Consider the following 23,139-nt stretch of genomic DNA (forward strand, 5'->3'; position numbering starts at 1 on the left):
ACCGGGTAGTCAATATATTGCGGTAGATCAATTTAACCCGCAAGACTTAAAAATGAATTATTTAAAGCCAGAAAGGAATTCCGGCTTCCGTCCACCGGATATTGAAGGAAAAATACCATGACCAAAAAAAATTTCTCGCAGAATATGCCACCCGCAGGCGGGCAGGCGTACCAGCAGACCGTAGAGCAGGTGCTTGCTCAGGCGCAGAGCCAGGCGAATGGCCTGGACCGCACCGAGGCGCAGGCGCGTTTGCAGAAGCATGGCCCGAACGCGCTGCCGGAGAAAAAAGGCAAGCCGGGCTGGCTGCGTTTTCTCGCGCATTTTAACGATGTCCTGATTTACGTCCTGCTGGCGGCCGCCGTATTAACGGCTGTAATGGGACACTGGGTTGATACGCTGGTTATCCTGGGCGTGGCGGTAATCAATGCCTTAATTGGCCACATTCAGGAAAGTAACGCAGAAAAATCCCTGAAGAGTATTCGCAATATGCTCTCCAGCGAGGCGCGCGTAATTCGTAATGGTAACCATGAAACCATCCCGACGACGGAAATCGTCCCGGGCGATATTATTGTGTTGCGCGCAGGAGATCGTATTCCGGCGGATATGCGCTTAATTGAAGCGCATAATTTACGCGTGGAAGAGGCAATTCTGACCGGCGAATCCACCGTGGTGGATAAACACATTAATCCGCTGAGCGGTGAATTGCCGCTGGGCGACCGCACCAATATGGTCTTCTCCGGGACGACCGTAAGCGCGGGCGGTGGCGTTGGCCTGGTCACCGCGACCGGTAAGGATACGGAGCTCGGCCACATCAACCAGATGATGGCGGGCATTGAAAAGCACCGCACCCCGCTGCTGGTGCAGATGGACAAGCTGGGCAAAGCGATTTTCGCCATCATTCTGGCGATGATGGCCGCGCTGTTTGTCTTCAGCCTGGTGTTCCGCGAGATCCCGATGGGCGAGCTGCTGCTCTCCCTGATTAGCCTGGCGGTAGCCTCCGTACCGGAAGGTCTGCCGGCGATTATCTCCATCATCCTCTCTCTGGGCGTACAGGCGATGGCGCGTAAGCGGGCGATTATCCGCAAGCTGCCGACGGTTGAAACCCTGGGCGCGATGACCGTGGTCTGCTCGGATAAAACCGGCACCCTGACCATGAACGAGATGACGGTGAAAGCCATCATTACCGCCGATACATGCTATCGCGTGGACGGCAACAGCTACGAGCCGGTGGGCAACCTCTACCTCGAAGGCAGCGACGAGCCGGTGCAGATCCAGCCGGGCACCGTGCTGGAGCAGTACCTGCGCACCATCGACCTGTGTAACGACAGCCAGCTGATTCAGGACGAGCGCGGCCTGTGGGGCATCACCGGCGGCCCGACCGAGGGCGCGCTGAAGGTGCTGGCGGCAAAAGCCCACCTCGCACCGGTCGAGACCACCCTGGTCAACAAGATCCCGTTCGACTCGCAGTACAAGTACATGAGCACCCACTACCAGATTGGCGGTGAGGAGCAGATTTTGATCACCGGCGCGCCGGACGTGATTTTCGCCCTGTGTGAGCAGCAGCAGACCCGCAACGGTGCGCAAGCCTTTGACCGCGCGTACTGGGAAACGGAGATGGAGCGCTATGCGCGTCAGGGGCTGCGCATGGTCGCCGCGGCGTTCAGGCCAGCGAACGGTGAGCAGGCACTGACTCACGACGACCTGAGCCACGGCCTGATCTTCCTCGGCATTGCCGGGATGATGGATCCGCCGCGTCCGGAAGCGATTGAGGCGATTAACGCCTGCCAGCAGGCGGGGATCCGCGTGAAGATGATCACCGGGGATCACCCGCAGACGGCGATGAGCATAGGCCAGATGCTGGGGATAACCAACAGCGAGCAGGCGGTCACCGGCTATGAACTTGAGAAGATGGATGACGCCGAGCTGGCCGAAGCGGCGGTGAAGTATGACATCTTCGCCCGTACCAGCCCGGAGCATAAGCTGCGCCTGGTGAAAGCGTTACAGGACAAAGGCGAAATCGTCGGTATGACCGGTGACGGCGTGAACGATGCGCCAGCGCTGCGTCAGGCGGATGTGGGTATTGCGATGGGCATCAAAGGCACGGAAGTCACCAAAGAGGCGGCGGACATGGTCCTGACGGACGATAACTTCGCCACCATCGCCAGCGCGGTGAAAGAGGGGCGTCGCGTTTACGACAACCTGAAGAAGACCATTCTGTTCATCATGCCGACCAACCTGGCGCAGGGGCTACTGATTGTGATTGCGCTGCTGGCGGGGAACATCATTCCGCTGACGCCGGTGTTGATCCTGTGGATGAACATGGCGACCTCCGCCACGCTCTCCTTCGGCCTGGCCTTCGAGGCCGCCGAGCGCAACATCATGCGCCGCCCGCCGCGTCAGACCGGGCAACACGTGATGGACGCCTACGCCGTATGGCGCGTGGCTTTCGTCGGCACCATGATTGCCATCGCCGCCTTTGCGCTGGAAGCCTGGCTGGCCCCGCGCGGGCACAGCGCGGAGTTCATCCGCACCGTGCTGCTCCAGATGCTGGTCTGCGCCCAGTGGGTGTACATGATTAACTGCCGCAACACCGAAGGGTTCTCCCTGAACCGCGGCCTGCTGGCGAACAAAGGGATCTGGCTGGTAACGGGCGTACTGTTCCTGCTCCAGGCGGCGATCATCTACCTGCCGTTTATGCAGATGCTGTTCGGCACCGAAGCACTGCCGCTGCGCTACTGGTTCGTGACGCTGGCGGTGGCGGGGGTGATGTTCTTCGTCGTCGAAATCGAGAAGCGACTGACCCGCAGGTTCCGTAAGGCTGCATAACCAAAACCTTACCCCTCATCCTGCCCTCTCCCCAAAGGGGAGAGGGTGTTCAAGTTCCCTCTCCCCTTTGGGGAGAGGGTTAGGGTGAGGGGAAAATACTGAGGTACTCCCATGAAATTCCCGCTCCTGCTCATACTCCTCGCCGCTACCCTGCCGCCCGCATTCGCCGCAGTCATTCCCGTGCGTGTCGCCACCGTGGAGCAAACCGCCCACGCCGCCGAACGTCAGATCCCGGGTCGCATCGAAGCGATTCACACCGTTGAACTGCGCGCGCGTACGGAAGGCGTGATTACCAAAATCCACTTCCGCGACGGCCAGTACGTGAAAAAAGGTGACGTGCTGTTCGAGCTGGACGACGCCGAGCCGCGCGCCGCCCTGCGCCTGGCGCAGGCCGAAGTGAAAAGCGCCGAAGCCACGCTGCGTCAGGCGCAGCAGCAGCTTTCCCGCTTTGAAAGCCTGGGCAGCAGCAACGCCATCAGCCGCCACGACGTGGACAACGCCCGCATGCAGCGCGACGTAGCGAGCGCCGCGCTGGAGCAGGCGAAAGCCCGTCTCGACACCCGCAGCGTCACCCTCAACTACACGCGCATTACCTCACCGATTGACGGACGCGTGGGGCACAGCAACTTTCACGTCGGCAGCCTGGTGGATCCTGCCAGCGGTGTGCTGGTGGAGGTGGTCCAGCTCGATCCGATCCGCATCGCCTTTGCGCTGGAAGAGGGCGCGTTTGCCACCAAAGCCGGACAGCATGCGGATATCAGCGCCATGAAACAGGCCTGGCAGGCGCTGATTGACAGCAACGGTCAGCGCGTCAGCGGGGAACTCACCTCCGTGGACAACCGCATCGACCCGCGTACCGCCAGCGTGATGCTGCGCGCCGAGTTCGCCAACCCGCGCCATCAGCTGCTGCCCGGCGGCAATGTGAACGTCTACCTGCGTCCGGCAAGCGAGCAGCCTGTCCTGACCCTGCCCGCCGCTGCGGTACAACAGAATGGCGACGGGTTCTTCGCCTGGGTGGTTAACGCCGAGGATAAAGCCGAAATGCGTCCGCTTAAGGTCGCCGGGCAGATGGGCCAGCAGTTCCAGATTGCCTCCGGCGTTAAGCCCGGTGAGCGAGCAATTACTGACGGTGCGCAGCGCGTGCAGCCAGGCGCTGCCGTTCAGATACTGAATTAAGGAGCCATCATGCTGACGTTTTTCATCAAACGCCCGCGCTTTGCGATGGTGATTGCGCTGGTCATCACCCTGCTGGGGGCCATCGCGCTGAGGATTATTCCGGTGGAGCAGTACCCGCAGATCACACCGCCGGTCGTGAATGTGTCAGCGTCATGGCCGGGCGCCAGCTCGGCTGACGTGGCGGAGGCCATCGCCACGCCGCTGGAGACGCAGCTGAACGGGGTGGATCATATGCTCTATATGGAGTCCACCAGTTCGGACGAAGGCACGTATAGCCTGAACATCACCTTTGCGGCGGGCACCGATCCGGATCTCGCCGCCATCGACGTGCAGAACCGCGTGGCGCAGGCTGTGGCGCAGCTGCCGACCGAGGCACAGCAAAACGGCGTGCAGGTGCGCAAGCGCGCCACCAACCTGATGATGGGGGTAAGCCTTTACTCACCAAATAACACCCACACGCCGCTGTTTGTCAGCAACTACGCCAGCACCCAGGTGCGCGAGGCGCTGTCGCGTCTGCCGGGCGTCGGGCAGGTACAGATGTTTGGCGCGCGCGACTACAGCATGCGCATCTGGCTGCGTCCGGACCGCATGAATGCCCTGAACGTGACCAGCGATGACGTGGCGCAGGCGTTGCGCGAGCAGAACGTGCAGGGGGCGGCAGGCCAGGTCGGCACGCCGCCGGTGTTTAACGGCCAGCAGCAGACGCTAACCATCAACGGGCTAGGGCGCTTAAACCAGGCCGACGACTTTGCCAACATCATTATCCGCACCGGGGAGATGGGGCAGCTGGTGCGCCTGAAGGACGTCGCCACCATTGAGCTTGGCTCGCGCAGCTACAGCTCGGGCGCGCAGCTGAACGGGCATGACTCCGCCTACCTTGGCATCTACCCGACGCCGTCCGCTAACGCCCTGCGCGTGGCCGATGCGGTGCGGGCGGAGCTGGAACGGTTATCCACGCGCTTCCCGGACGATCTGGTCTATGAAGTCAAATTCGACACCACCTCGTTTGTGGCCGCTACCATCAAAGAGATTGGCGTCTCGCTGGCGCTGACGATGCTGGCGGTGGTGGTCGTGGTGTCCCTGTTCCTGCAAAGCTGGCGCGCGACGCTGATTGTCGCCCTTGCCATTCCGGTGTCGCTGGTGGGCACCTTTGCGTTGCTCTACGCGCTCGGCTACTCCGCGAACACGCTCAGTCTGTTCGCCATCATTCTGGCGCTGACCATGGTGGTGGATGACGCCATCGTGGTAGTGGAGAGTGTCGAAACGCTGATGGCGGAAGGGCAGAGCCGCACGGCGGCGACCGCGCTGGCGCTGCGTCAGATTGCCGGGCCGGTGATTGCCACCACGCTGGTGCTGCTGGCGGTGTTTGTACCGGTGGCGCTCCTGCCGGGGATCGTGGGCGAGCTGTACCGCCAGTTCGCGGTGACGCTCTCGACCGCCGTCACGCTCTCAAGCCTCGTGGCGCTGACCCTGACGCCCGCGCTCTGTGCGATGCTGCTGCGCCCGCGTCCGGCACAGCCCGCCGCCGTTTTCCGTGGGTTCAACCGCGGGCTGGACGCCACGCGCACGCTTTACACCCGGATCGTGAGCGTGTTCAACCTCCGTCCGTGGCTAGCGCTGCTGGCCACCGCAGGCGCGGCGGCGGTGGTGGTATTCAGCTTTATGTCGATGCCAAAGGGCTTCCTGCCTCAGGAGGATCAGGGCTACTTCTTCGCCAGCGTCCAGCTGCCAGAGGCAGCCTCGCTGGAGCGCACCGAAGCGGTGATGACCACCGCGCGCGAGCTGATCGCTAAAAACCCGGCGGTGGAAGACGTGATTCAGGTCTCCGGGTTTAACATCCTCAACGGCACCAGCACATCGAACGGCGGGTTTATCTCCATCATGCTCAAAGACTGGAGCGAGCGTCCGCCGCTGGATGAGGTGATGGGCACCCTTCAGCGCCAGCTGCTGGCCCTGCCGGAAGCCACCATCATGACCTTTGCACCGCCGACGCTGCCGGGGCTGGGCAACGCCTCCGGCTTCGATCTGCGCATTCAGGCACAGGCGGGGCAAAGCCCGGCGGAGCTGGAGCGCGTAACTCGCGAGGTGCTGGCGAAAGCCAACCAGCACCCGCATCTGAGCCGCGTGTTCACCACCTGGAGCAGCAACGTGCCGCAGATGACGCTCACCGTTGACCGTGAGCGCGCGGCCCGCCTCGACGTGCCGGTGTCGCGCATCTTCAGCAGCCTGCAAACCGCCTTTGGCGGCACGCGCGCCGGGGATTTCAGTGTCAACAACCGCGTCTATCACGTGGTGATGCAGAACGAGATGCAGTGGCGCGAGCGCGCAGAGCAAATCAGCGAGCTGTTCGTGCGCAGCAACAGCGGCGAGCGGGTGCGTCTGAGCAACCTCGTCACCATCACGCCGACCGTCGGCGCGCCATTTATTCAGCAGTACAACCAGTTCCCGTCGGTATCGGTGAGCGGCTCGGCAGCGGAAGGGGTGAGCAGCAGCACCGCAATGGCGGCGATGGGCGAGATTCTGGCGGAAAACCTGCCAGCCGGGTACGACTACGCCTGGAGCGGCATGTCGTATCAGGAGCAGCAGACCGGGAATCAGGCGATATGGATTGTGCTGGCGGCGGTGGTGATGGCGTGGCTGTTCCTCGTCGCCCAGTATGAGAGCTGGACGCTGCCGGCGAGCGTGATGCTCTCGGTGCTGTTCGCCATCGGCGGAGCGCTGGTCTGGCTGTGGCTGGCAGGCTATGCCAACGACGTGTACGTGCAGATTGGTCTGGTGCTATTGATAGCCCTTGCCGCCAAGAACGCGATCCTGATCGTGGAGTTTGCCCGCGCCCGGCGTATGGACGGAATGGCGATTGTCGATGCCGCGCGGGAAGGGGCATCGCGCCGCTTCCGCGCGGTAATGATGACCGCCGTGTCGTTCATCATAGGCGTCCTGCCGATGATGCTGGCGACCGGGGCGGGTGCCCAGAGCCGCCGTATCATTGGCACCACGGTGTTCAGCGGCATGCTGGTAGCCACCGTGGTGGGGATAGTGTTCATCCCGGCGCTGTTCGTGCTGTTCCAGCGCCTTCGCGAGTGGGGTCACGGCCTTACGGACTCGTCGCCCACAGTTCACAGTGCTTCTGCACCAGAGAAATCAGCGAGCCGCCATCGGCGATAAAGTCCCGCATGCGCTGCGCCTCGCTCTTGCCCTGCTTTAACAGCAGGGCAATTTCCTTGATGGCGCTCGTCGCGCCGAGTTTCTCGGCCGACGGTGCAACCTGCTCCAGCAGCCAGCCGATATCCTCCGCCACGGTTTTGTGCTCGCCGGTATGCACGTCCGTCAGAATGCCTTCCAGCCCGTAGCGACAGGCCTGAAAACGGTTAAAGCGGTACAGCAGAAAATCCCGTTCCTGATGCTTATAGGGCCGCGCAGTCAGCAGCCAGTGCGACGTCGCCTGAATAAGCCCGGCGATGTTAATGGCGTGACCGAGCGTCAGCGGCGTATCCATCACCCGCACCTCCACGGTGCCAAAGTGCGGGCTGGGGCGGATGTCCCAGTGCAGATCCTTAATGCTGTCGATCATGCTGGTGGAACTCAGGCGGCGGAACAGCCCCTCGAACTCCTGCCAGCTGTTGACCCACGGCATCTGGCCGTTATCCGGGAACCCGGAAAATATGTTGAGCCGCGACGAGGAAAACTTGGTGTCCGTGCCCTGCATATAAGGCGACGACGCGGCGAGGGCGATAAAGTGCGGTACGAAGCGCGACAGGCCGTGCAGCAGGTAAATCGCGTCGTCCCCGTTTCGGCATCCCACGTGCACGTGCTGGCCGAACACCGTCGCCTGCAAAATCAGATAGCCAAAGCGCTCCAGCGTGACGTTATAGCGCTCGTCGTCACACACCTCCTGCCGCTGCCATTTCTGGAACGGGTGCGTGCCGCCGCCGCAGATCTGGATGTGCTGCTCCGACGCCGCCCGCAGGATGCTCTGCTGCATCACGGAGAGCTGCGCCGCCGCCTGGTCGATGGTCTGGCAGACACCGGTGGCGATTTCGAGCATGCTTTCGGTGATGTCGTGTTTGACTTCGCCCCCTTTGATGTCGTCTTTGACGGCGGCGATGAGGGCAGAGGAGTCCTGGCTCAGATCGTAACCCGGCGGGTTAACCACCTGGAGTTCGAGCTCAATGCCGAGGGTATAAGGTTCAGAGGACTTGAAATCGGGTAAGGGCATGGCGCACTCCGTTGTCTGTTATGTGTTGAGTATAGACAATGGGCGTGGCGCGCTCTTTTCAAGGTGGTATAACTGATAGCAGGCTTAGCAAAAGGGGAGTGACCCATGTCTGACTATCCAACCATTGCGCTGATTGGTCCCGGTGCGATTGGCACCACCATTGCCGCGGTGCTGCATGACGCGGGCCGTACGCCGCTGCTGTGCGGTCGCACCGCGCATCCGGTATTACGCCTGCGTCACGATGAGGATGAAACTGTGGTGCCCGGTCCGGTACTCACCGATCCCACCGTCATTACCCGCCCCGTAGACCTCGTTTTTGTGGCGGTAAAAACGACGCAAAATGCCGACAGCGCCGGGTGGCTGCGCGCCCTGTGCGATGAAAACACCGTGGTCTGCGCGCTGCAAAACGGCGTGGAGCAGAAAGCCCAGCTTGCGCCTTTGGTCAACGGCGCAACGGTGCTGCCGTCGGTGGTCTGGTTCCCGGCGCAGCGCGAGCCGGACGCCTCCGTCTGGCTGCGGGCAAAACCGCGTCTGACGCTACCGGACGTGCCGCAGGCGCAGCGGGTGGTCGAGACGCTTCGCGGTACGCGCTGTGATGTTGAGCTCTCGACAGATTTCACCACCGTCGCCTGGCGCAAGCTGCTGCAAAACGCGGTCGCCGGGCTGATGGTGCTGGCCAACCGCCGCGCCGGGATGTTCAGACGCGAGGATATCAGCGAGCTGGCCCTGGCCTACCTGCGCGAGGGGCTTGCCGTCGCCCGCGCCGAAGGGGCGAAGCTGGACGATGCGGTGGCCCAGGAGATTCTGGCGAACTTCCAGCGTGCGCCCGAGGATTTAGGCACGTCGATCCTTGCCGACCGTCAGGCCGAACGCCCGATGGAGTGGGATATTCGTAACGGCGTGATCCAGCGCTATGGCCGCAGGCATGGTATTGCGGTGCCCATCAGCGACGTGGTGGTGCCGCTGCTGGCGGCGGGGAGCGAGGGGCCGGGCTAACGGCCGCTGTTTTTCCGTTCGGCGAGCGTGACGGTGGAGCAATAATCTGGGGATAGTCAGCCTTAAACACATATGCGAAACTTACCGCTTCTGAAAAAATGTGGTGGGACCCGCTCAATGTCAGAACCATCTTCGCAGTGCCTGTTTAATGAAGGAATGATTGCTTTTCCTGAGGGCTATCAGGACCGTACCGTCAATGTCTTCGCGCCGCCTGCAGCGGATGCGCCCGCGTTCAACATTTCCCGCGATGCCCTCAACCCCGGCGAAGCGCTTGCCGCGTATATCGATCGCCAGCTCGCCCTGATGGCAAAGCACATCAAGGGCTGGAAGCAGGGTGAGCGCAGCGCCGCTACGCTGGGCGACAGCCTTTTACAGGGGGAAACCGTCCATGCCAGCTACCTGCGCGACGGGAAACGCATCTGGCAGCAGCAGGCCGTGTTTAACGTCGACGGCGATAAAATCCTGGTGTTCACTATGACCTGCACCCGCGCGCCGGGCGATGCCGACGGCGCGCTGTTTGGCGATCTTCTCAGGAGCTTCCGCTTCCACCATTAACTTCAGGGACCGTTGTTATGTTTGAAGCAGCACGCGTTGGTGATGATATCGGCCACTCCGGTGCGCTGGCCGGGATGATTGCCGGAACGATTGTCGGTGGCCTGATTGCCGCCGCCGGGGGCATTCTGGCGGGGGCCATGTTTATTGCCGGTCTCGGCGCATCCTGTCTTGGCGTGGGCGTCCTGCTTGTCGGCGCCAGTCTGGTCGTGGGGTATTACACCGGGGAGCTGGCGACTGCCGCCAGGGACAGCATCGCCGACGCCGGGGCATCCAGCATGACGAAGAAAGGCGTCATCACCTCCGGCTCGCCCAACGTGTTTATCAACGGTAAACCCGCCGCGCTTGCCACCGATAGCACCGTCGACTGTTCTGACGACGGCTCGCAGCAGATGGCCGAAGGCTCTAAGCGTGTCTCCATTAACAGCCAGCCAGCGTCCCGCATCGGGGATCGCACCACCTGCGACGCGAAGGTGATGACCGGTTCGGACAACGTCATTATCGGCGGCGACCCGCAGCAAACCCTGCCCATTCAGTCTGAAGTGCCCGAGTGGCTCTACAAGGTCTCCGATCTTACCCTGCTGTTCGCCGGGCTTCTCGGCGGCTGGGGCGGCGCCGCTGGCAAAGTCGGGGCGCTCTCTAAGCTGCTGGGCAAAATCCCCGGCATCAATAAGCTGGCCCGTATCGCCTGTCGCGCCGGCACGCTGATGACCGGCGTGGCGGCCGCGGGGATCATCGCCCGCCCGGTGGATATCGTCAGCGGACAGAAGTTTCTCAGCGGGGATGATGAACTCGATTTCGTCCTGCCTTCCCGTCTTCCGGTGCGCTGGCAGCGCTACTGGCGCAGCGGCAATCCCGGCGACAGCGTGTTGGGCCGCGGATGGAGCCTGTTCTGGGAAAGCCGCCTGGAGCCTTATCAGGACGGCCTGGTGTGGCGCGCACCGTCCGGCGATTACGTCGCCTTCCCGAAGGTTCCGAAAGGGATGCGCTCCTACTGCGAAAGCGAAAAAAACTGGCTTGAACATCACCAGGACGACAGCTGGTCGGTGTATGACGTCAGCGGCGAGCGCTGGCACTATGCGCCGCTGCGGGATGATGCCCCGTCGCTGCTCCTGCGCCTCTCCGAACCCTGCGGCAACGATATCCTCTTTGAGTGGAATGCGGATAATACCCTGCATGCCCTGACCGACTGTGCGGGCCAGCGCGTGGTCTGCCGCTACGACCGCGACAGGCTCGTTGGCGCCTGGCTGGATGACGAGATCTGCCTGGTCAGTTACGCTTATGATGAACAGCGCCAGCTGGTCTCCGTGACCGGCCGGGGCGGTAGCGTGCGCCGACGCTTCAGCTGGCAGGACGGGCTGATGAGCGCTCATGAGGACGCCAACGGCCTGCTGAGCGAATACCGCTGGCGGGAGATTGACGGCCTGCCGCGCGTGGTCGGCTTCCGCCATAGTGGCGGCGAACGGCTGACGTTCGAATACGATTTTGAGAACGGCACCCGCCGCGCGACCCGCGAAGACGGCGCGCAGGCGCACTGGCTGGTGGATGACGACGACAACGTCGCGCGCTTCACGGATTACGACGGTCGCCAGACGACGTTTGTCTACCGCGACGGCGAGCTCTGCCACGTCATTCTGCCGGGCGGGGCGATGCGCCGCAGCACGTGGGACAAATACGGCCGCATGACCAGCGAGACGGACCCGGCGGGCCGCCGCACGGAGTATCACTGGCATCGCCTGACCGACCGCATCACCCGCACGGTTTACCCGGACGGTACCTCATCGCAGGCCATGTACGACCTTCGCGGTCGCCTGCTGTCGGAGACGGATCCGGCCGGTAGCACCACCGCGTATCGCTATCCCGATGATGAAGAATTCCTCCCGGAGAGCATCACCGACGCTATCGGCGGCGTGGTGCGCCTGGTCTGGAACCACCAGGGGCTGCTGACGCAGCGCACCGACTGCTCCGGCAGCGTCACCCGCTTCACCTACGACCGCTTCGGGCAGCTGATTGCCAGCGAAGATGCAGAAGGGAATATCACGCGGCGGGAGTGGAGCCGTGCCGGGCTGCTCAGCGCCGTGATCCATCCGGACGGTAGCCGCGAGTCGCTGGTGTGGAACGAACGCGGCCAGCTCACGGGCTGGCGCGACCCGCTGGAAAGCGAGGTGAGCTGGGCCTATAACGCGCTCGGCCTCCCGGTCAGCCTTACCGACCGTATTGGCCGCGTGCGCCAGTGGCGCTACGACCCGCGCGGTAACCTGCTGCGACTCGATAACGGCAACGGGGCGGAATACCGCTTCACCTATGACGCCGTGGGCCGCCCGCTCAGCGAAACGCGCCCGGACGAGACCGTGCGCCATATGGAATGGGACGCGCGAGGGTTCCTCTGCGCGCTCGAAGAAAACGGCCGGCCTGCCGCCGACGGCGGTATCGCCCGTCGCGTCCAGCAGTTCAGCTATGACGACAGCGGGCTGCTGATCGGGCGCACTCAGCGCCACGCGGAGTACCGCTACTTCCGCGACCTGAGCGGCCAGATCACCCGCATTCGCCGCACGCCGACGGCCGAAGGCGTTGCCCTGGGTATCGAAAGCGATGAGATCGCTTACCGCCACGACGCCGCCGGGCGCGTGCTGAGCGAGTCCGGCATTAACGGCGCGGTGGGCTACGAATGGGATGCCCTGAGCAACCTGACCGGCCTGACGCTGCCCGGCGGGCAAAAGCTGGCCTGGCTGCACTACGGCTCCGGCCACGTCAGCGCCATCCGCTTCGGGCAGCAGCTGGTGACCGAGTTCACCCGCGACCGCCTGCACCGTGAGGTACGCCGCACTCAGGGCGCGCGCGAGCAGCTCCGCCAGTATGATAGCCTCGGCAGACGCACCCTGCAGCGCAGCGAGCTAAGCACGGACGTGACCCTGCCGGAGCAGGCGCTACTGGAACGCCTGTATCGTTACACCGCACGCGGCGAGCTTTCCGGCGTCAGCGACACCCTGCGCGGTGAGGTGGACTACGGCTACGACGCCGAAGGGCGTCTGCTGAAGCACTACGAGGCCCGACAGGGGCACAGCCGCGCGCAGTTCAGCTATGACGCCGCGGATAACCTCGCCGCCAGTGACGATCCGGTACCGGTTACGGATAACCGCCTGCAGCACTGGCAGGCGCTGTTTATGAAATACGACCACTGGGGCAACCTGGTCAGCCGCCGCAACGGGCTGTATGAGCAGCATTACGCGTATGACGCCGAGAACCGGCTGGTATCCGCCCGGGGAACCGGGCCGGAAGGGCGGTTTGAGGCGCGCTATCACTACGACGCGCTGGGCCGCCGCACGCGCAAAATCGTCACCACGACGCACGGCACCACCGACACCCGCTTCCTGTGGCAGGGCTACCGTCTGCTGCAGGAGCAGCAGGAGAGCGGGCTGCGCAGCACCTATATCTACGACCCGAATGAAGCCTGGAGCCCGCTGGCACGGGTGGATCACCTTCGTGACCAGAGCAGCGGTGAGATTTACTGGTTCAGTAACGATCTGAACGGCGCGCCGCTGGAAGTGACCGACGAGCGCGGCGCGGTGCGCTGGAGCGGCCAGTACGGCAGCTTTGGCGAGGTGCGCCATCAGAGCGAAGGGTTCTCACGGTTGGTGAATCGCACGGCGATGGCACACCAGCCGCTTCGCTATGCCGGGCAGTACGCTGACGGTGAAACGGGGCTGCACTATAACCTGTTCCGCTACTACGACCCGCAGGTCGGGCGGTTTATTGTGCAGGATCCGATTGGGCTGAATGGCGGGTGGAACCTTTATCAGTATGCGCCGAATCCGTTGGGGTGGATTGATCCGTGGGGACTCTCTGCGCAAGGTTTAGTTCGTTATAAACCAGATCCCACCCTTAGCGCGCAGCCGGGAGCTAGGGCGACAGCAATAAGCCGAGCATGGGGAGAAGAAAGGGAACTAGTTGCGGCTGGTGGAGGAAGCCGAGACTGGACGGCCGCTGAACGCGAAGTAATATTAAGCACAAAAAATAATCGCCAATTATCGTCGGTTATGTCCGAAATGGGTTATACAGGCCATCATATCAATAGTGTGAAAGGTAATGGTGTTCTGGGAGGGAAATGGCAAGGTGATCCAAGGAATATTGTATTTCTCCAGAATGCTAATCATCCAAGCGGCTATGATGAGCATTTACATGGTCTACAAGGTCACCGTGGCAGCTATGAGACTCCAGGTAAAGGACGATTGATAGACCGTAATCTTACCCGTAAGAATTTGAAGAGCTGTCAATAATATCAATGAATATGCTGAATGTGAGGTATTGTTATGAGTGAATTTGAAGAGTCTTTAAAAAAACTTGTTGCTGTTTGCAAAAAATACTCGCTGTCCGGGAGTTTCAATACAATCAATGACTTGGATAATACATTCCCGTCCAACTTACCTCGTTCAACAGATGTTGATTACTTATATAAAAATTATAATCCTGAAAAGTTAAAGATTGAAACAGGCTTCACGCCAATTAAAATTCATTCTGTCAGCGAGCTCTCGAAGGCTCAAAGTGGTTATGAATACTTACCAGACAATTATCTTGTTTTTGGTGATGATTTAGGTGGAGGTAAACCTATAATTGCGGTTATCGATGAAGGGAATACCTCTGTCTATGCTAGTTATGATGTAATTGAACCATTTGAAATAGCTGGCAGTCTCTCTGGATTTATATTTTCATTAGCTGAGCTTATTGATTTGGTATATGGTCAATACGATATCTTTGATATAGCAGATGATAATGACGAAGTGAAAGGTGACTTTATTGATGAGTTGCGGAAAAGAATTGCACCTCTTATCGGTAATGAAGGTTTTAATGCATTCTATGATTATTTTTATGGCTAGGGCACATGTTTTTTTATTTTGATAAATGAATGTAATACGCCGGAAACCATTAAGTTCCGGCTTTAATTACTACCATCGATTTTTCCATATTATAGGTGGAGTGCCTAAGATCACTAAGTCATGACCTTAGCAAGGAGAGCTTATGCCTATTTCATGCGGTAAACCTACAACTCAAGATGAAATTAAAGTTTTGGAGGCAAAATTCAAAATCAGTTTGCTTGAAGATTATAAAGATTTCCTCAGGTTGAAAAATGGTTTTGTTGTAAATTCTCCAGATTTTTGTGAACTGGAGTACGAAGGTGTCGATGAAGGGGTTATAGCTTTTTATGCCCTTTTTGGAATCAATATGAAAAATCCTAATCACGACATTTTTCGTCAAAATGAGTGTTTTTTAAATGAACTCAATTTTATTGATGATAAATTAATCATCGGCGGTGATCCTGGAGGTAACTTTTACCTTATATTGAATGGCAGTAAAAGCCAGGGTGTGTATTATTGGGACAGAACACATCTACATGTAGAGGATGATCTCCAAGAGTATCAGATCGCTAAGCAAAATGAGTGCGGCAATATCTATAAAATTACTAATAGTTTTACTGAATTTCACAAGATAACTTGTAAGACTTCCCTTGATGCAGGAATGAATGTAACTGTTGATTTATGATATTTTAAAAATAAGCCATATTAAGAATATGATTATGGCTTATTTTTAAATTTAGAGGTTATTAAATGGATAAATAGTAAAATAAGAGTGTCACGTATGCTTGTATTTAAATCTTCATATTAAAGTCGACAGCATTGTTAGGTTTAGAACATTAGATAAGCACGTTATAAAATAAACTATTTGACTTTTTATAATGATATATTCTAATTATTTATTACCGGTGATGATATTAATAATATGAATGAAATATTGATGATAATCCCAATCTCGTCGTTTCTGACTACTAGATCTTGAAGTGTGAAAAAAGACTCTGTGCATATCTGGCTCAGGCTTCGATTTTACGGCTGGGATAGATGAAAGAGATGCTGGAATACCAGTGAGCCAGCAACCATCAAAAGTTGAGCTAGTACCTTTAACAGATCGAAACGGGAAATCTATTTTAGGAGACGATCATTTACCTATAAAGATACGAGAATATACTTTCTCGCGTCCAGATGGTGAATCTATTGTAATCCAGGACCATTCACCAGGGCATATCTATGGACCTCCAGGAACACCTGGTAACCAAGGGCCACATTTAAATGTTCGACCGATCAGTGATACCCGAAATGGTACTATATCTGGAACGCTAGAACATTATCCATTTTAAGGAGGGAAAATGAACTCATGGGTTGATTTATTAATTGATAAAAGAAGCATTTCTTCTATCTTCACCGATGATGAACCTTCATTACGTAATGTTGAACTTCATGATGTGATTTTCCATAGGGATGGGCCAAAAATCACACTAAGATTCAATATTAAAAGTTATCCTTCGCAACCACCAAAAAAATGGATAATGCAGAAATGTAATGTCGTACAATTGCAATTGACTGCTATTGATATAGCGGAAGTTAGCTTGTTTGGTTGGAATAAAACTCACTTTTCTTTAGATGTTAACATATCTAAAGAAGATGATTTTATCATCATTTTAGCTCAAGATGATATATTCTCTCTCTCAATAAAAGCAAAATTCATTGATATTTCTTCAATAACAGCTTATACAATTTCAAAATAATAAAGAATGGGAGGGTAATAAATCCTCCCATTGATTTTGTTCAGTTGGGTCTGATTGCATGTTCTGCAGAGGTTTGGTGTTACGACTGGAATGGGTGATACCTATTTAATCGACCATAAAACAGCATTATGTTTTGGTAAGTTTCTGTGTTTAACCTGCTGGTTAAAAACTAAAATAATTATCGTGCAGATAGCTTAATTTATCAGGGTGTGGCGGTAGCATGATTGTCTTATGCAAACCGCTACTTCCGCGACCTGAGCGGCCAGATTACCCGCATCCGCCGCACGCCAACCGCCGAATGCGTTGCCCTGGGTATCGAAAGCGATGAGATCGCTTACCGCCACGACGCCGCCGGACGCGTGCTGAGCGAGTCCGGCATTAACGGCGCGGTGGGCTACGAATGGGATGCCCTGAGCAACCTGACCGGCCTGACGCTGCCCGGCGGGCAAAAGCTGGCCTGGCTGCACTACGGCTCCGGCCACGTCAGCGCCATCCGCTTCGGGCAGCAGCTGGTGACCGAGTTCACCCGCGACCGCCTGCACCGCGAGGTGCGCCGCATCCAGGGTGCGCGCGAGCAGCTCCGTCAGTATGACAGCCTCGGCAGACGCACCCTGCAGTGCAGCGAATTAAGCACGGACGTGACCCTGCCGGAGCAGGCGCTACTGGAACGCCTGTACCGCTACACTGCGCGCGGTGAGCTTTCCGGCGTCAGCGACACCCTGCGCGGTGAGGTGGACTACGGCTACGACGCCGAAGGGCGTCTGCTGAAGCACTACGAGGCCCGACAGGGACACAGCCGCGCGCAGTTCAGCTACGACGCCGCGGATAACCTCGCCGCCAGTGACGCTGCGGCACCGGTCACGGATAACCGCCTCCAGCACTGGCAGGCGCTTTTCATGAAATACGACCACTGGGGCAACCTGGTCAGCCGCCGCAACGGGCTGTATGAACAGCATTACGCGTATGACGCCGAGAACCGGCTGGTGTCCGCCCGCGGAACCGGGCCGGAAGGGCGTTTTGAGGCGCGCTATCACTACGACGCGCTGGGCCGCCGCACGCGCAAAATCGTCACCACGACGCACGGCACCACCGACACCCGCTTCCTGTGGCAGGGCTATCGCCTGCTGCAGGAGCAGCAGGAGAGCGGGCTGTGCAGCACGTATTTATACGACCCGAATGAAGCCTGGAGCCCGCTGGCGCGTGTGGATCACCTTCGTGACCAGAGCAGCGGTGAGATTTACTGGTTCAATACCGATCTGAACGGTGCTCCGCTGGAGGTCACAGACGAGCGCAGCGCGGTGCGCTGGAGCGGCCAGTACGGCAGCTTTGGCGAGGTGCGCCATCAGAGCGAAGGGTTCTCACGGTTGGTGAATCGCACGGCGATGGCACACCAGCCGCTTCGCTATGCCGGGCAGTACGCTGACGGTGAGACGGGACTGCACTATAACCTGTTCCGCTACTACGACCCGCAGGTCGGGCGGTTTATTGTGCAGGATCCGATTGGGTTGAATGGTGGGTGGAACCTATATCAGTATGCGCCGAATCCGTTGGGGTGGATTGATCCGCTGGGTCTTAAATATTCTCATTCAGCAAAGAATCCTAAAGAATTTCATGCTGTTGTAAACGAAAAATGGGGGCATAAAATGACCGCCTCAGAAATGAGGGAAGTACAAAAAACAATCGATAATATTAAATTGAATAGACCAGCTTTTCCTCATGATGGAATACCTTTTGAAAATAATTTCAAAATTTCACCAGATAGTCAGCGCCTTAATACAGGAAGCGGTCCTTATAGAGAATGGACAGTAAAAACACCTGGTGTAGGAAATCGAGGAGCCAGGCGTATAGTTGTGGATACAAAAACAGGTCAAGCATTTTATAGTCACGACCATTACAACACTTTCATAGAGATCGGTCTGGGAGGATGGAAGTAATGAAAGTAATTACTTTATCTATTGACTTTAAAGAAATAAATGATGTTACAGAATTTCATGATAGGGTTAAGCACTTGTTTGGCTTTCCTGATTTCTATGGTAATAATTTCCATGCATTCATAGATTGCCTGACTAGTTTGCGATTCCCAGAAGAGGGGATGACATCTTTAAACTTAAAGCAAGACGAGTTTTTATTACTTAAGATAAGTAATATCAACAATTTGAATGAGGGATTGAAGCATGATTTTCTTTTGTCAATTCAAGAGGTAAATAATAGAAGTATTTTATTTGGTGAGGAGCCAACTATCTTGTTATTGCTTTGTGCACAACATAAGTGAAATATGGCGGGCGAAAAGAAAAATTCGCCTGTTTTTTATTAATTGATATTATTCTGAACGGAAGTATGTTGCGGAAAGTATATTTTTCACTCACTATGTGGAGTGTAATCATAGATACTTTAGGGAGGGCTGATGAGAGGGATTAAAGAGGCGTTGAAGCAACTAGCCGCTATTTGTAATGAATACTCGGTATCCGGAAATTTCAATACCGTTAATGACTTGGACAATGCATTTCCAACCAACCTACCTCGTTCCACAGATGTTGATTACTTATATAAAAATTACAATCCGGAAAAATTAAACATTGAAACAGGCTTCACGCCAATTAAAATTCACTCTATCAGTGAGCTCTCGAAGGCTCAAAGTGGTTATGAATACTTACCGGATAATTATCTTGTTATTGGTGATGATTTAGGTGGAGGTAAACCTTTAATTGCGGTTATCGAAGAAGGGAATACCTCTGTCTATGCTAGTTATGATGTAATTGAACCATTTAAAATAGCTAGCAGTCTCTCTGGATTTATATTTTCATTAGCTGAGCTTATTGATTTGGTATATGGTCAATACGGTATCTTTGATATAGCAGATGATAATGACGAAGTGAAAGGTGACTTTATTGATGAGTTGCGGAAAAGAATTGCGCCTCTTATCGGTAATGAAGGTTTTAATGCATTCTATGATTATTTTTATGGCTAGGGTACATGTTTTTTATTTAAATAAATGAATGGGATATGCCTCGCTTGTCAGATTGTTCGCCGCTTTGATGGCTGCTGCAAAGTTCATTCTTTCGTTCTCCGGTAGAGGTACGTGAGCTTGTCATACTCTGCGTGAGTGCTGGTGTGTTTGATGAAGAGCTTTCCGCGCTTAAAATCAGTAAATAACATTACTCTTAAATACCCGCCACCTACGTCAATGACCCACCATTTTTCCCGGTATTTCATCCTCTCCCGGCTGGGGAAGCGCTTTCGCATGTCGTCTGGTGATGGGTAGTGGTCTCCTTTTAGTACCCAGTAAAGATCTTCCAGATCGAGTTCTTGAATAGGAAAATGTCTGGTGGCCGCGTCGAAAGCGCTCTTGAGACTGCGGGCATTTTTGCCCCTTGTTTCCAGATTGGAAACATTTAAGGTGGTGGTCGGCGGGTTGAGAATGTGGGAATTGTCATGGATTGCAGTTTTCATTTGCTCGTGATAAAGGCGATCATTTAATGAGTGTGAACACTGTAAGAGGTGACTGTGAAAGAAATGTCCACTTTGTGCCAGGAGCGGACATTGTTATTAATAGCAGCAGACGCCAGCCGGACTCTCTCGTCTTACAGCACTTCAACCACTTCAAATTCTTCTGCGATCAACTCCATATCTTTAGAAAAATGACCTTCGCGGGTAAAAAATCGCTGATGCTCATTTCGCCAGTATTGAAGGCTTAAATCGCCTTCACCTTCTTTGCGGGCAAACTCCTCAGTCACATCACAAAAACGCACCAGTCGCATTGAAACCAGCCGGGTCACGCAGACCGGGGCATTCAGGCCATCAAGGATAATGTTATAGCTTCCAATCCTCGGGGCAGACTTTTCTTGCTGGTAAGAGGCAAAGGATCCGCAGGAGGCCGTTTTAATCCCTTTTTTAATCAGGTCCGCAAGCTCGCTGGCCAGTTCCGGGCTGTCTCCCATTTGCCAGGCATCTGCGCCTGGATACTTTACTTTTAATACCTCAACAGTAGCCATTAAGAGCCCTTTTTAATCGTCGATGAAAAATGTCATACAGAGTTTTAACATGAACTTTCCGGACATTAACATTGATGCTTTCCCTCTGCTACTTTGTCCGCTCTTCGCTCTTACCAGACATTCAAAAACAACATTAAATTTTGCGTATGGCCGGGGATCCGCTTCTTACCCAGCAGAACTCCGGCCTCCCATCACCCGCCTCAGTGCGTCGTTATATACGGCTCCTTCACAAACTCTGCCAGCAACCAGACCATATCATGCAGTAGCCCGGTGAGTTCTTTCGCCACGCTCGCAGGCAGTGTCCCGCCCATCACCGCCAGCGTTAATGCCACGGCATAATCCACCTGCAACACCGTTTCCTGCCAGCAGTCCGGCACGCAGGAAGTAATCTTTTCACCTGCAATCAATTGCTCAACCAGATACGACGGAAGCTCTGAGTCACAGCACTCACGCAGCCGCTTCAGCGCGGCCAGCAATCGCTTGCAGAGCGTGGTAAACGTCACTGTGTCGTCAGTTTCCACCAGCACGCTGACATACGCGGCGCAGGTATCAGCCAGCTCGAAAAGATTCGCAAAATCGGAAATTGAAGCGTTGATGAGCTGATGAACAGCGCTTTCTTCAGAGAGCGCATAAGAAAAGTTAGGTGTAGTAGCCATTTAGCATCCTCGTCGTGCAGAAAAGTGTCATGTTATGCTAACGGGTTCCTACGCCCGGTTACGGATGTGCCGCAACGCAGGCACTTTACGACCGTGAAGAAGGGATGAAAAGGGATAACCCTGAATTACATAAGGTTGCTTGCAGGTTTGCGAGGCGGCTTCCAGTAGGGCATTGCCGCGTGGCGGCTACGCCCGACCCGGCCTCCAAAACCACCGCGATACGACCCGTAGGCCCGCGCAAGCGCAGCGCCGCCGGGCACAGTTTGCACTGCGGTTACGTCTTACGCAGACCTTTTCATTTTGAGCATCCCTTCTAATGATGTCTGCGTCGCGCGGGAGGATTTTCCCGCCTGTGAACAAAACACCCCAAACTCCCGGCACAGTGAAAGCGTAGCCATTTTGTAGTACATGGTAGACCTCAAGCCAGAACGATGTCTGGCACCGCGACCAGCCATCCGGGCGTTTAAATGGTTAAAATAAATAATAATAATCATTGCGCAATAAATTTCGCTGTGTCTTAATAGCGTCATCGGTTTGGAATACAGACCTTATGAAAGCAGTTTTAGTAAAGCAGTCCTCAGTTCAGGTGTTATCAGTAGATACTCCTTCTTCGTGAGCCTCCTCCTAAGTGCCAAATAAGTAACTCTCGAAATACAGGCCATCATCGCCGCGCTTAAGTGGCTCATAAATTAAGGATTTATCTATGTCTAATAAAATGACTGGTTTAGTAAAATGGTTCAACGCAGATAAAGGTTTTGGCTTTATCACCCCTGACGACGGCAGCAAAGATGTATTCGTACATTTCTCTGCAATTCAGAGCGACAACTTCAAAACGCTTGATGAAGGTCAGAAAGTTTCCTTTACCATTGAGAATGGCGCAAAAGGTCCAGCAGCTGGAAACGTTTCTCCACTGTAACCCGCGCTAAATATCAGTGCGGCGTACGATAGCGATGAAGACAATAGTCCGAGCAGTTAAGCTGTACTGATAAAAATTAACCCGCACCTGTGCGGGTTTTTTATTTTTAAAGGGTAATGGTACTGAGTTTTATATGGCAGCCTGCCCATACTCCCTTCAAATTCAGCCTCAAAAACTGCTTCGCAATAAATTGAGCATCAATACAGTCCGCAGTTTCTGAAAAGGTTCATCCCTGCTCCCGTTCCCCCTCGCTCATCATCGCCAGAAACCGTTTCACCGTCCGTGAGCGTTCAAAGCGCCGCCAGCAGAGCGCGATATCGGTATAAAGCTCCGGTGAGCTCAGCGCGTGGTAGGTGACATTCGGCGGAGAAATAGCGGCCATCGATTTCGGCACCAGCGCGAACCCGCCGCCAGCGGAGACCATGCTCAGAGAAGAGGAAAGTTGTGAAGATTGCAGCGTGTGTTGCATATCGACTCCGGCCCGCTCGCAGCTGCCGTAAACGCGGTCATACAGTCCCGGCGCGACCTCCTGGGGGAACAGCACCACCGGTGTATCCCGAAGCTGCTCTAACGCCAGCGAATCGCACGCAGCCAGAGGATGATCGCGATGCAGCGCCACCACCATCGGCTCCCGGTCGAGGATTTTCAACTCGAACACCTTGCTGCTTTCGCACGGCAGGCGCACAAAGGCGATATCCAGTTCACCCTCCGCCAGCATTGTCGTCAGCGAAGACATATTGGCTTCCACCTGGTGAACCTGCACCGCCATGTTCTGCACCTGAAACTGACGAATCAGCGCGAAAATTTTGGGATGAAAGGCGTCGGAGCTGGTGATGCCAATCGACAGGCTGCCGTTCAGGCCGCGCGCGATGCCCCGGGCTTTCTCCAGCGCGGCGTCGCTCAGCGCCAGGATCTTACAGGCGTCCTCATAGAAGGCTTCTCCCGCCTCGGTCAGCTCCACGCCCCGCGTCAGGCGCCTGAACAGCGGTGTGCCCACTTCCTCCTCAAGCCGTTTAATCTGCTGGCTCAGTGGAGGCTGTGAAATACCCAGCGCTTTGGCCGCCCTGGTGAAGTGTCGCTCGCGTGCAACCGCGACAAAATAGCGCAGATAACGAAGTTCCATATCAAAAACGTCTCAAACCAGCATGGATTCTATATTGGAACTCTCTGCTGAATCGGGTCAACATTTATTTAACCTTTATAAATAAAGTTGA

The 23,139-nt window shown here is 55.9% G+C and carries 18 protein-coding genes and 2 pseudogenes; 15 read left to right on the forward strand and 5 right to left on the reverse strand.

Annotated elements, in window-relative coordinates; all coding sequences use genetic code 11:
* The first annotated feature begins 117 nt into the window (after positions 1-117).
* From ACOTXC_RS09460 to ACOTXC_RS09470, 3 genes are all read left to right on the forward strand, one after another.
* Positions 118-2,826 carry a cation-transporting P-type ATPase gene (locus ACOTXC_RS09460; protein WP_045307909.1) on the forward strand — a complete coding sequence of 903 codons (2,709 nt, stop codon included), beginning with the start codon at positions 118-120 and terminating at the stop codon, positions 2,824-2,826.
* Positions 2,827-2,937: 111 nt separating this feature from the next.
* Entirely contained in the window at positions 2,938-4,002 is a 1,065-nt protein-coding gene (locus ACOTXC_RS09465) for an efflux RND transporter periplasmic adaptor subunit (protein WP_022647336.1), read from the forward strand.
* Between the two features lie 9 nt (positions 4,003-4,011).
* Positions 4,012-7,167 (forward strand): efflux RND transporter permease subunit, encoded by a 3,156-nt coding sequence (locus tag ACOTXC_RS09470; protein ID WP_421767587.1) that lies wholly within the window; start codon positions 4,012-4,014, stop codon positions 7,165-7,167.
* Here ACOTXC_RS09470 and ACOTXC_RS09475 read toward each other — a convergent pair.
* The gene (locus tag ACOTXC_RS09475) at positions 7,097-8,218 is read right to left on the reverse strand and encodes a YbdK family carboxylate-amine ligase (protein WP_421767588.1); all 1,122 of its coding nucleotides are present in this window, start codon (positions 8,216-8,218) and stop codon (positions 7,097-7,099) included. The genes ACOTXC_RS09470 and ACOTXC_RS09475 overlap by 71 nt on opposite strands.
* Positions 8,219-8,323: 105 nt before the next feature.
* Here ACOTXC_RS09475 and ACOTXC_RS09480 point away from each other — a divergent pair, with 105 nt between their 5' ends.
* The 11 genes and pseudogenes from ACOTXC_RS09480 (at position 8,324) to ACOTXC_RS09530 (ending at position 19,329) form a co-directional block, all read left to right on the forward strand.
* On the forward strand, positions 8,324-9,214 hold the full coding sequence (locus ACOTXC_RS09480) for an oxidoreductase (RefSeq protein WP_045623546.1): 891 nt from the start codon (positions 8,324-8,326) through the stop codon (positions 9,212-9,214).
* Between the two features lie 117 nt (positions 9,215-9,331).
* Complete coding sequence (locus ACOTXC_RS09485; protein WP_038415594.1) at positions 9,332-9,769, forward strand: DcrB-related protein; 438 nt, start codon at positions 9,332-9,334, stop codon at positions 9,767-9,769.
* 17 nt (positions 9,770-9,786) lie between these two features.
* Positions 9,787-14,043, forward strand: a complete 4,257-nt coding sequence (locus tag ACOTXC_RS09490) for an RHS repeat-associated core domain-containing protein (protein ID WP_421767589.1) — start codon at positions 9,787-9,789, stop codon at positions 14,041-14,043.
* Positions 14,044-14,076: 33 nt separating this feature from the next.
* On the forward strand, positions 14,077-14,640 hold the full coding sequence (locus tag ACOTXC_RS09495) for a hypothetical protein (protein WP_126490121.1): 564 nt from the start codon (positions 14,077-14,079) through the stop codon (positions 14,638-14,640).
* Positions 14,641-14,782: 142 nt separating this feature from the next.
* Complete coding sequence (locus ACOTXC_RS09500) at positions 14,783-15,304, forward strand: SMI1/KNR4 family protein (RefSeq protein ID WP_421767590.1); 522 nt, start codon at positions 14,783-14,785, stop codon at positions 15,302-15,304.
* A 376-nt stretch (positions 15,305-15,680) separates the two neighbouring features.
* Positions 15,681-15,953: an HNH/endonuclease VII fold putative polymorphic toxin gene (locus ACOTXC_RS09505; protein WP_185806741.1), complete on the forward strand. Its 273-nt coding sequence runs from the start codon at positions 15,681-15,683 to the stop codon at positions 15,951-15,953.
* Positions 15,954-15,962: 9 nt separating this feature from the next.
* Positions 15,963-16,361, forward strand: a complete 399-nt coding sequence (locus ACOTXC_RS09510) for an Imm50 family immunity protein (protein WP_126490123.1) — start codon at positions 15,963-15,965, stop codon at positions 16,359-16,361.
* 242 nt (positions 16,362-16,603) lie between these two features.
* Positions 16,604-17,935, forward strand: a pseudogene (locus tag ACOTXC_RS09515) (RHS repeat-associated core domain-containing protein); the annotation flags it as partial.
* A 144-nt stretch (positions 17,936-18,079) separates the two neighbouring features.
* Positions 18,080-18,295 (forward strand): annotated as a pseudogene (locus ACOTXC_RS09520) (ribonuclease domain-containing protein); the annotation flags it as partial.
* Positions 18,295-18,633, forward strand: coding sequence for a barstar family protein (locus ACOTXC_RS09525; protein WP_023299531.1), 339 nt, complete (start codon positions 18,295-18,297; stop codon positions 18,631-18,633). The pseudogene ACOTXC_RS09520 and the gene ACOTXC_RS09525, both read left to right, overlap by 1 nt.
* 132 nt (positions 18,634-18,765) lie before the next feature.
* Positions 18,766-19,329 (forward strand): hypothetical protein, encoded by a 564-nt coding sequence (locus ACOTXC_RS09530; RefSeq protein ID WP_023299532.1) that lies wholly within the window; start codon positions 18,766-18,768, stop codon positions 19,327-19,329.
* A gap of 83 nt (positions 19,330-19,412) precedes the next feature.
* Here ACOTXC_RS09530 and ACOTXC_RS09535 read toward each other — a convergent pair whose 3' ends face one another.
* The 3 genes from ACOTXC_RS09535 to ACOTXC_RS09545 all read right to left on the reverse strand — a co-directional run bounded on the left by ACOTXC_RS09535 (position 19,413) and on the right by ACOTXC_RS09545 (position 21,009).
* Positions 19,413-19,742 (reverse strand): type II toxin-antitoxin system HigB family toxin, encoded by a 330-nt coding sequence (locus ACOTXC_RS09535; protein WP_421767607.1) that lies wholly within the window; start codon positions 19,740-19,742, stop codon positions 19,413-19,415.
* Positions 19,743-19,942: 200 nt separating this feature from the next.
* On the reverse strand, positions 19,943-20,353 hold the full coding sequence (locus ACOTXC_RS09540; RefSeq protein WP_023299534.1) for an ASCH domain-containing protein: 411 nt from the start codon (positions 20,351-20,353) through the stop codon (positions 19,943-19,945).
* Between the two features lie 200 nt (positions 20,354-20,553).
* Complete coding sequence (locus tag ACOTXC_RS09545) at positions 20,554-21,009, reverse strand: hypothetical protein (RefSeq protein ID WP_023305643.1); 456 nt, start codon at positions 21,007-21,009, stop codon at positions 20,554-20,556.
* A 703-nt stretch (positions 21,010-21,712) separates the two neighbouring features.
* Between ACOTXC_RS09545 and cspE the strand changes: the two genes are divergently transcribed.
* Positions 21,713-21,925, forward strand: coding sequence for a transcription antiterminator/RNA stability regulator CspE (gene cspE / locus ACOTXC_RS09550; RefSeq protein ID WP_022647355.1), 213 nt, complete (start codon positions 21,713-21,715; stop codon positions 21,923-21,925).
* A gap of 226 nt (positions 21,926-22,151) precedes the next feature.
* On the opposite strand, the gene ACOTXC_RS09555 is transcribed toward cspE, so the two are convergent.
* A complete protein-coding gene (locus tag ACOTXC_RS09555; RefSeq protein ID WP_023305644.1) occupies positions 22,152-23,048 on the reverse strand; it encodes a LysR family transcriptional regulator in 897 nt (298 codons plus the stop codon).
* Between the last annotated feature and the right edge of the window lie 91 nt (positions 23,049-23,139).

Source organism: Enterobacter cloacae complex sp. IR5428 (genome assembly GCF_049238585.1).
Lineage (GTDB): Bacteria > Pseudomonadota > Gammaproteobacteria > Enterobacterales > Enterobacteriaceae > Enterobacter > Enterobacter intestinihominis.

Bases quoted from the DNA above. Each gene is read 5' to 3' on its own strand.
- ACOTXC_RS09460 (WP_045307909.1), top strand. From the start codon at position 118: ATGACCAAAAAAAATTTCTCGCAGAATATGCCACCCGCAGGCGGGCAG.
- ACOTXC_RS09465 (WP_022647336.1), top strand. From the start codon at position 2,938: ATGAAATTCCCGCTCCTGCTCATACTCCTCGCCGCTACCCTGCCGCCC.
- ACOTXC_RS09470 (WP_421767587.1), top strand. From the start codon at position 4,012: ATGCTGACGTTTTTCATCAAACGCCCGCGCTTTGCGATGGTGATTGCG.
- ACOTXC_RS09475 (WP_421767588.1), bottom strand. From the start codon at position 8,218: ATGCCCTTACCCGATTTCAAGTCCTCTGAACCTTATACCCTCGGCATT.
- ACOTXC_RS09480 (WP_045623546.1), top strand. From the start codon at position 8,324: ATGTCTGACTATCCAACCATTGCGCTGATTGGTCCCGGTGCGATTGGC.
- ACOTXC_RS09485 (WP_038415594.1), top strand. From the start codon at position 9,332: ATGTCAGAACCATCTTCGCAGTGCCTGTTTAATGAAGGAATGATTGCT.
- ACOTXC_RS09490 (WP_421767589.1), top strand. From the start codon at position 9,787: ATGTTTGAAGCAGCACGCGTTGGTGATGATATCGGCCACTCCGGTGCG.
- ACOTXC_RS09495 (WP_126490121.1), top strand. From the start codon at position 14,077: ATGAGTGAATTTGAAGAGTCTTTAAAAAAACTTGTTGCTGTTTGCAAA.
- ACOTXC_RS09500 (WP_421767590.1), top strand. From the start codon at position 14,783: ATGCCTATTTCATGCGGTAAACCTACAACTCAAGATGAAATTAAAGTT.
- ACOTXC_RS09510 (WP_126490123.1), top strand. From the start codon at position 15,963: ATGAACTCATGGGTTGATTTATTAATTGATAAAAGAAGCATTTCTTCT.
- ACOTXC_RS09525 (WP_023299531.1), top strand. From the start codon at position 18,295: ATGAAAGTAATTACTTTATCTATTGACTTTAAAGAAATAAATGATGTT.
- ACOTXC_RS09530 (WP_023299532.1), top strand. From the start codon at position 18,766: ATGAGAGGGATTAAAGAGGCGTTGAAGCAACTAGCCGCTATTTGTAAT.
- ACOTXC_RS09540 (WP_023299534.1), bottom strand. From the start codon at position 20,353: ATGGCTACTGTTGAGGTATTAAAAGTAAAGTATCCAGGCGCAGATGCC.
- ACOTXC_RS09545 (WP_023305643.1), bottom strand. From the start codon at position 21,009: ATGGCTACTACACCTAACTTTTCTTATGCGCTCTCTGAAGAAAGCGCT.
- cspE (WP_022647355.1), top strand. From the start codon at position 21,713: ATGTCTAATAAAATGACTGGTTTAGTAAAATGGTTCAACGCAGATAAA.
- ACOTXC_RS09555 (WP_023305644.1), bottom strand. From the start codon at position 23,048: ATGGAACTTCGTTATCTGCGCTATTTTGTCGCGGTTGCACGCGAGCGA.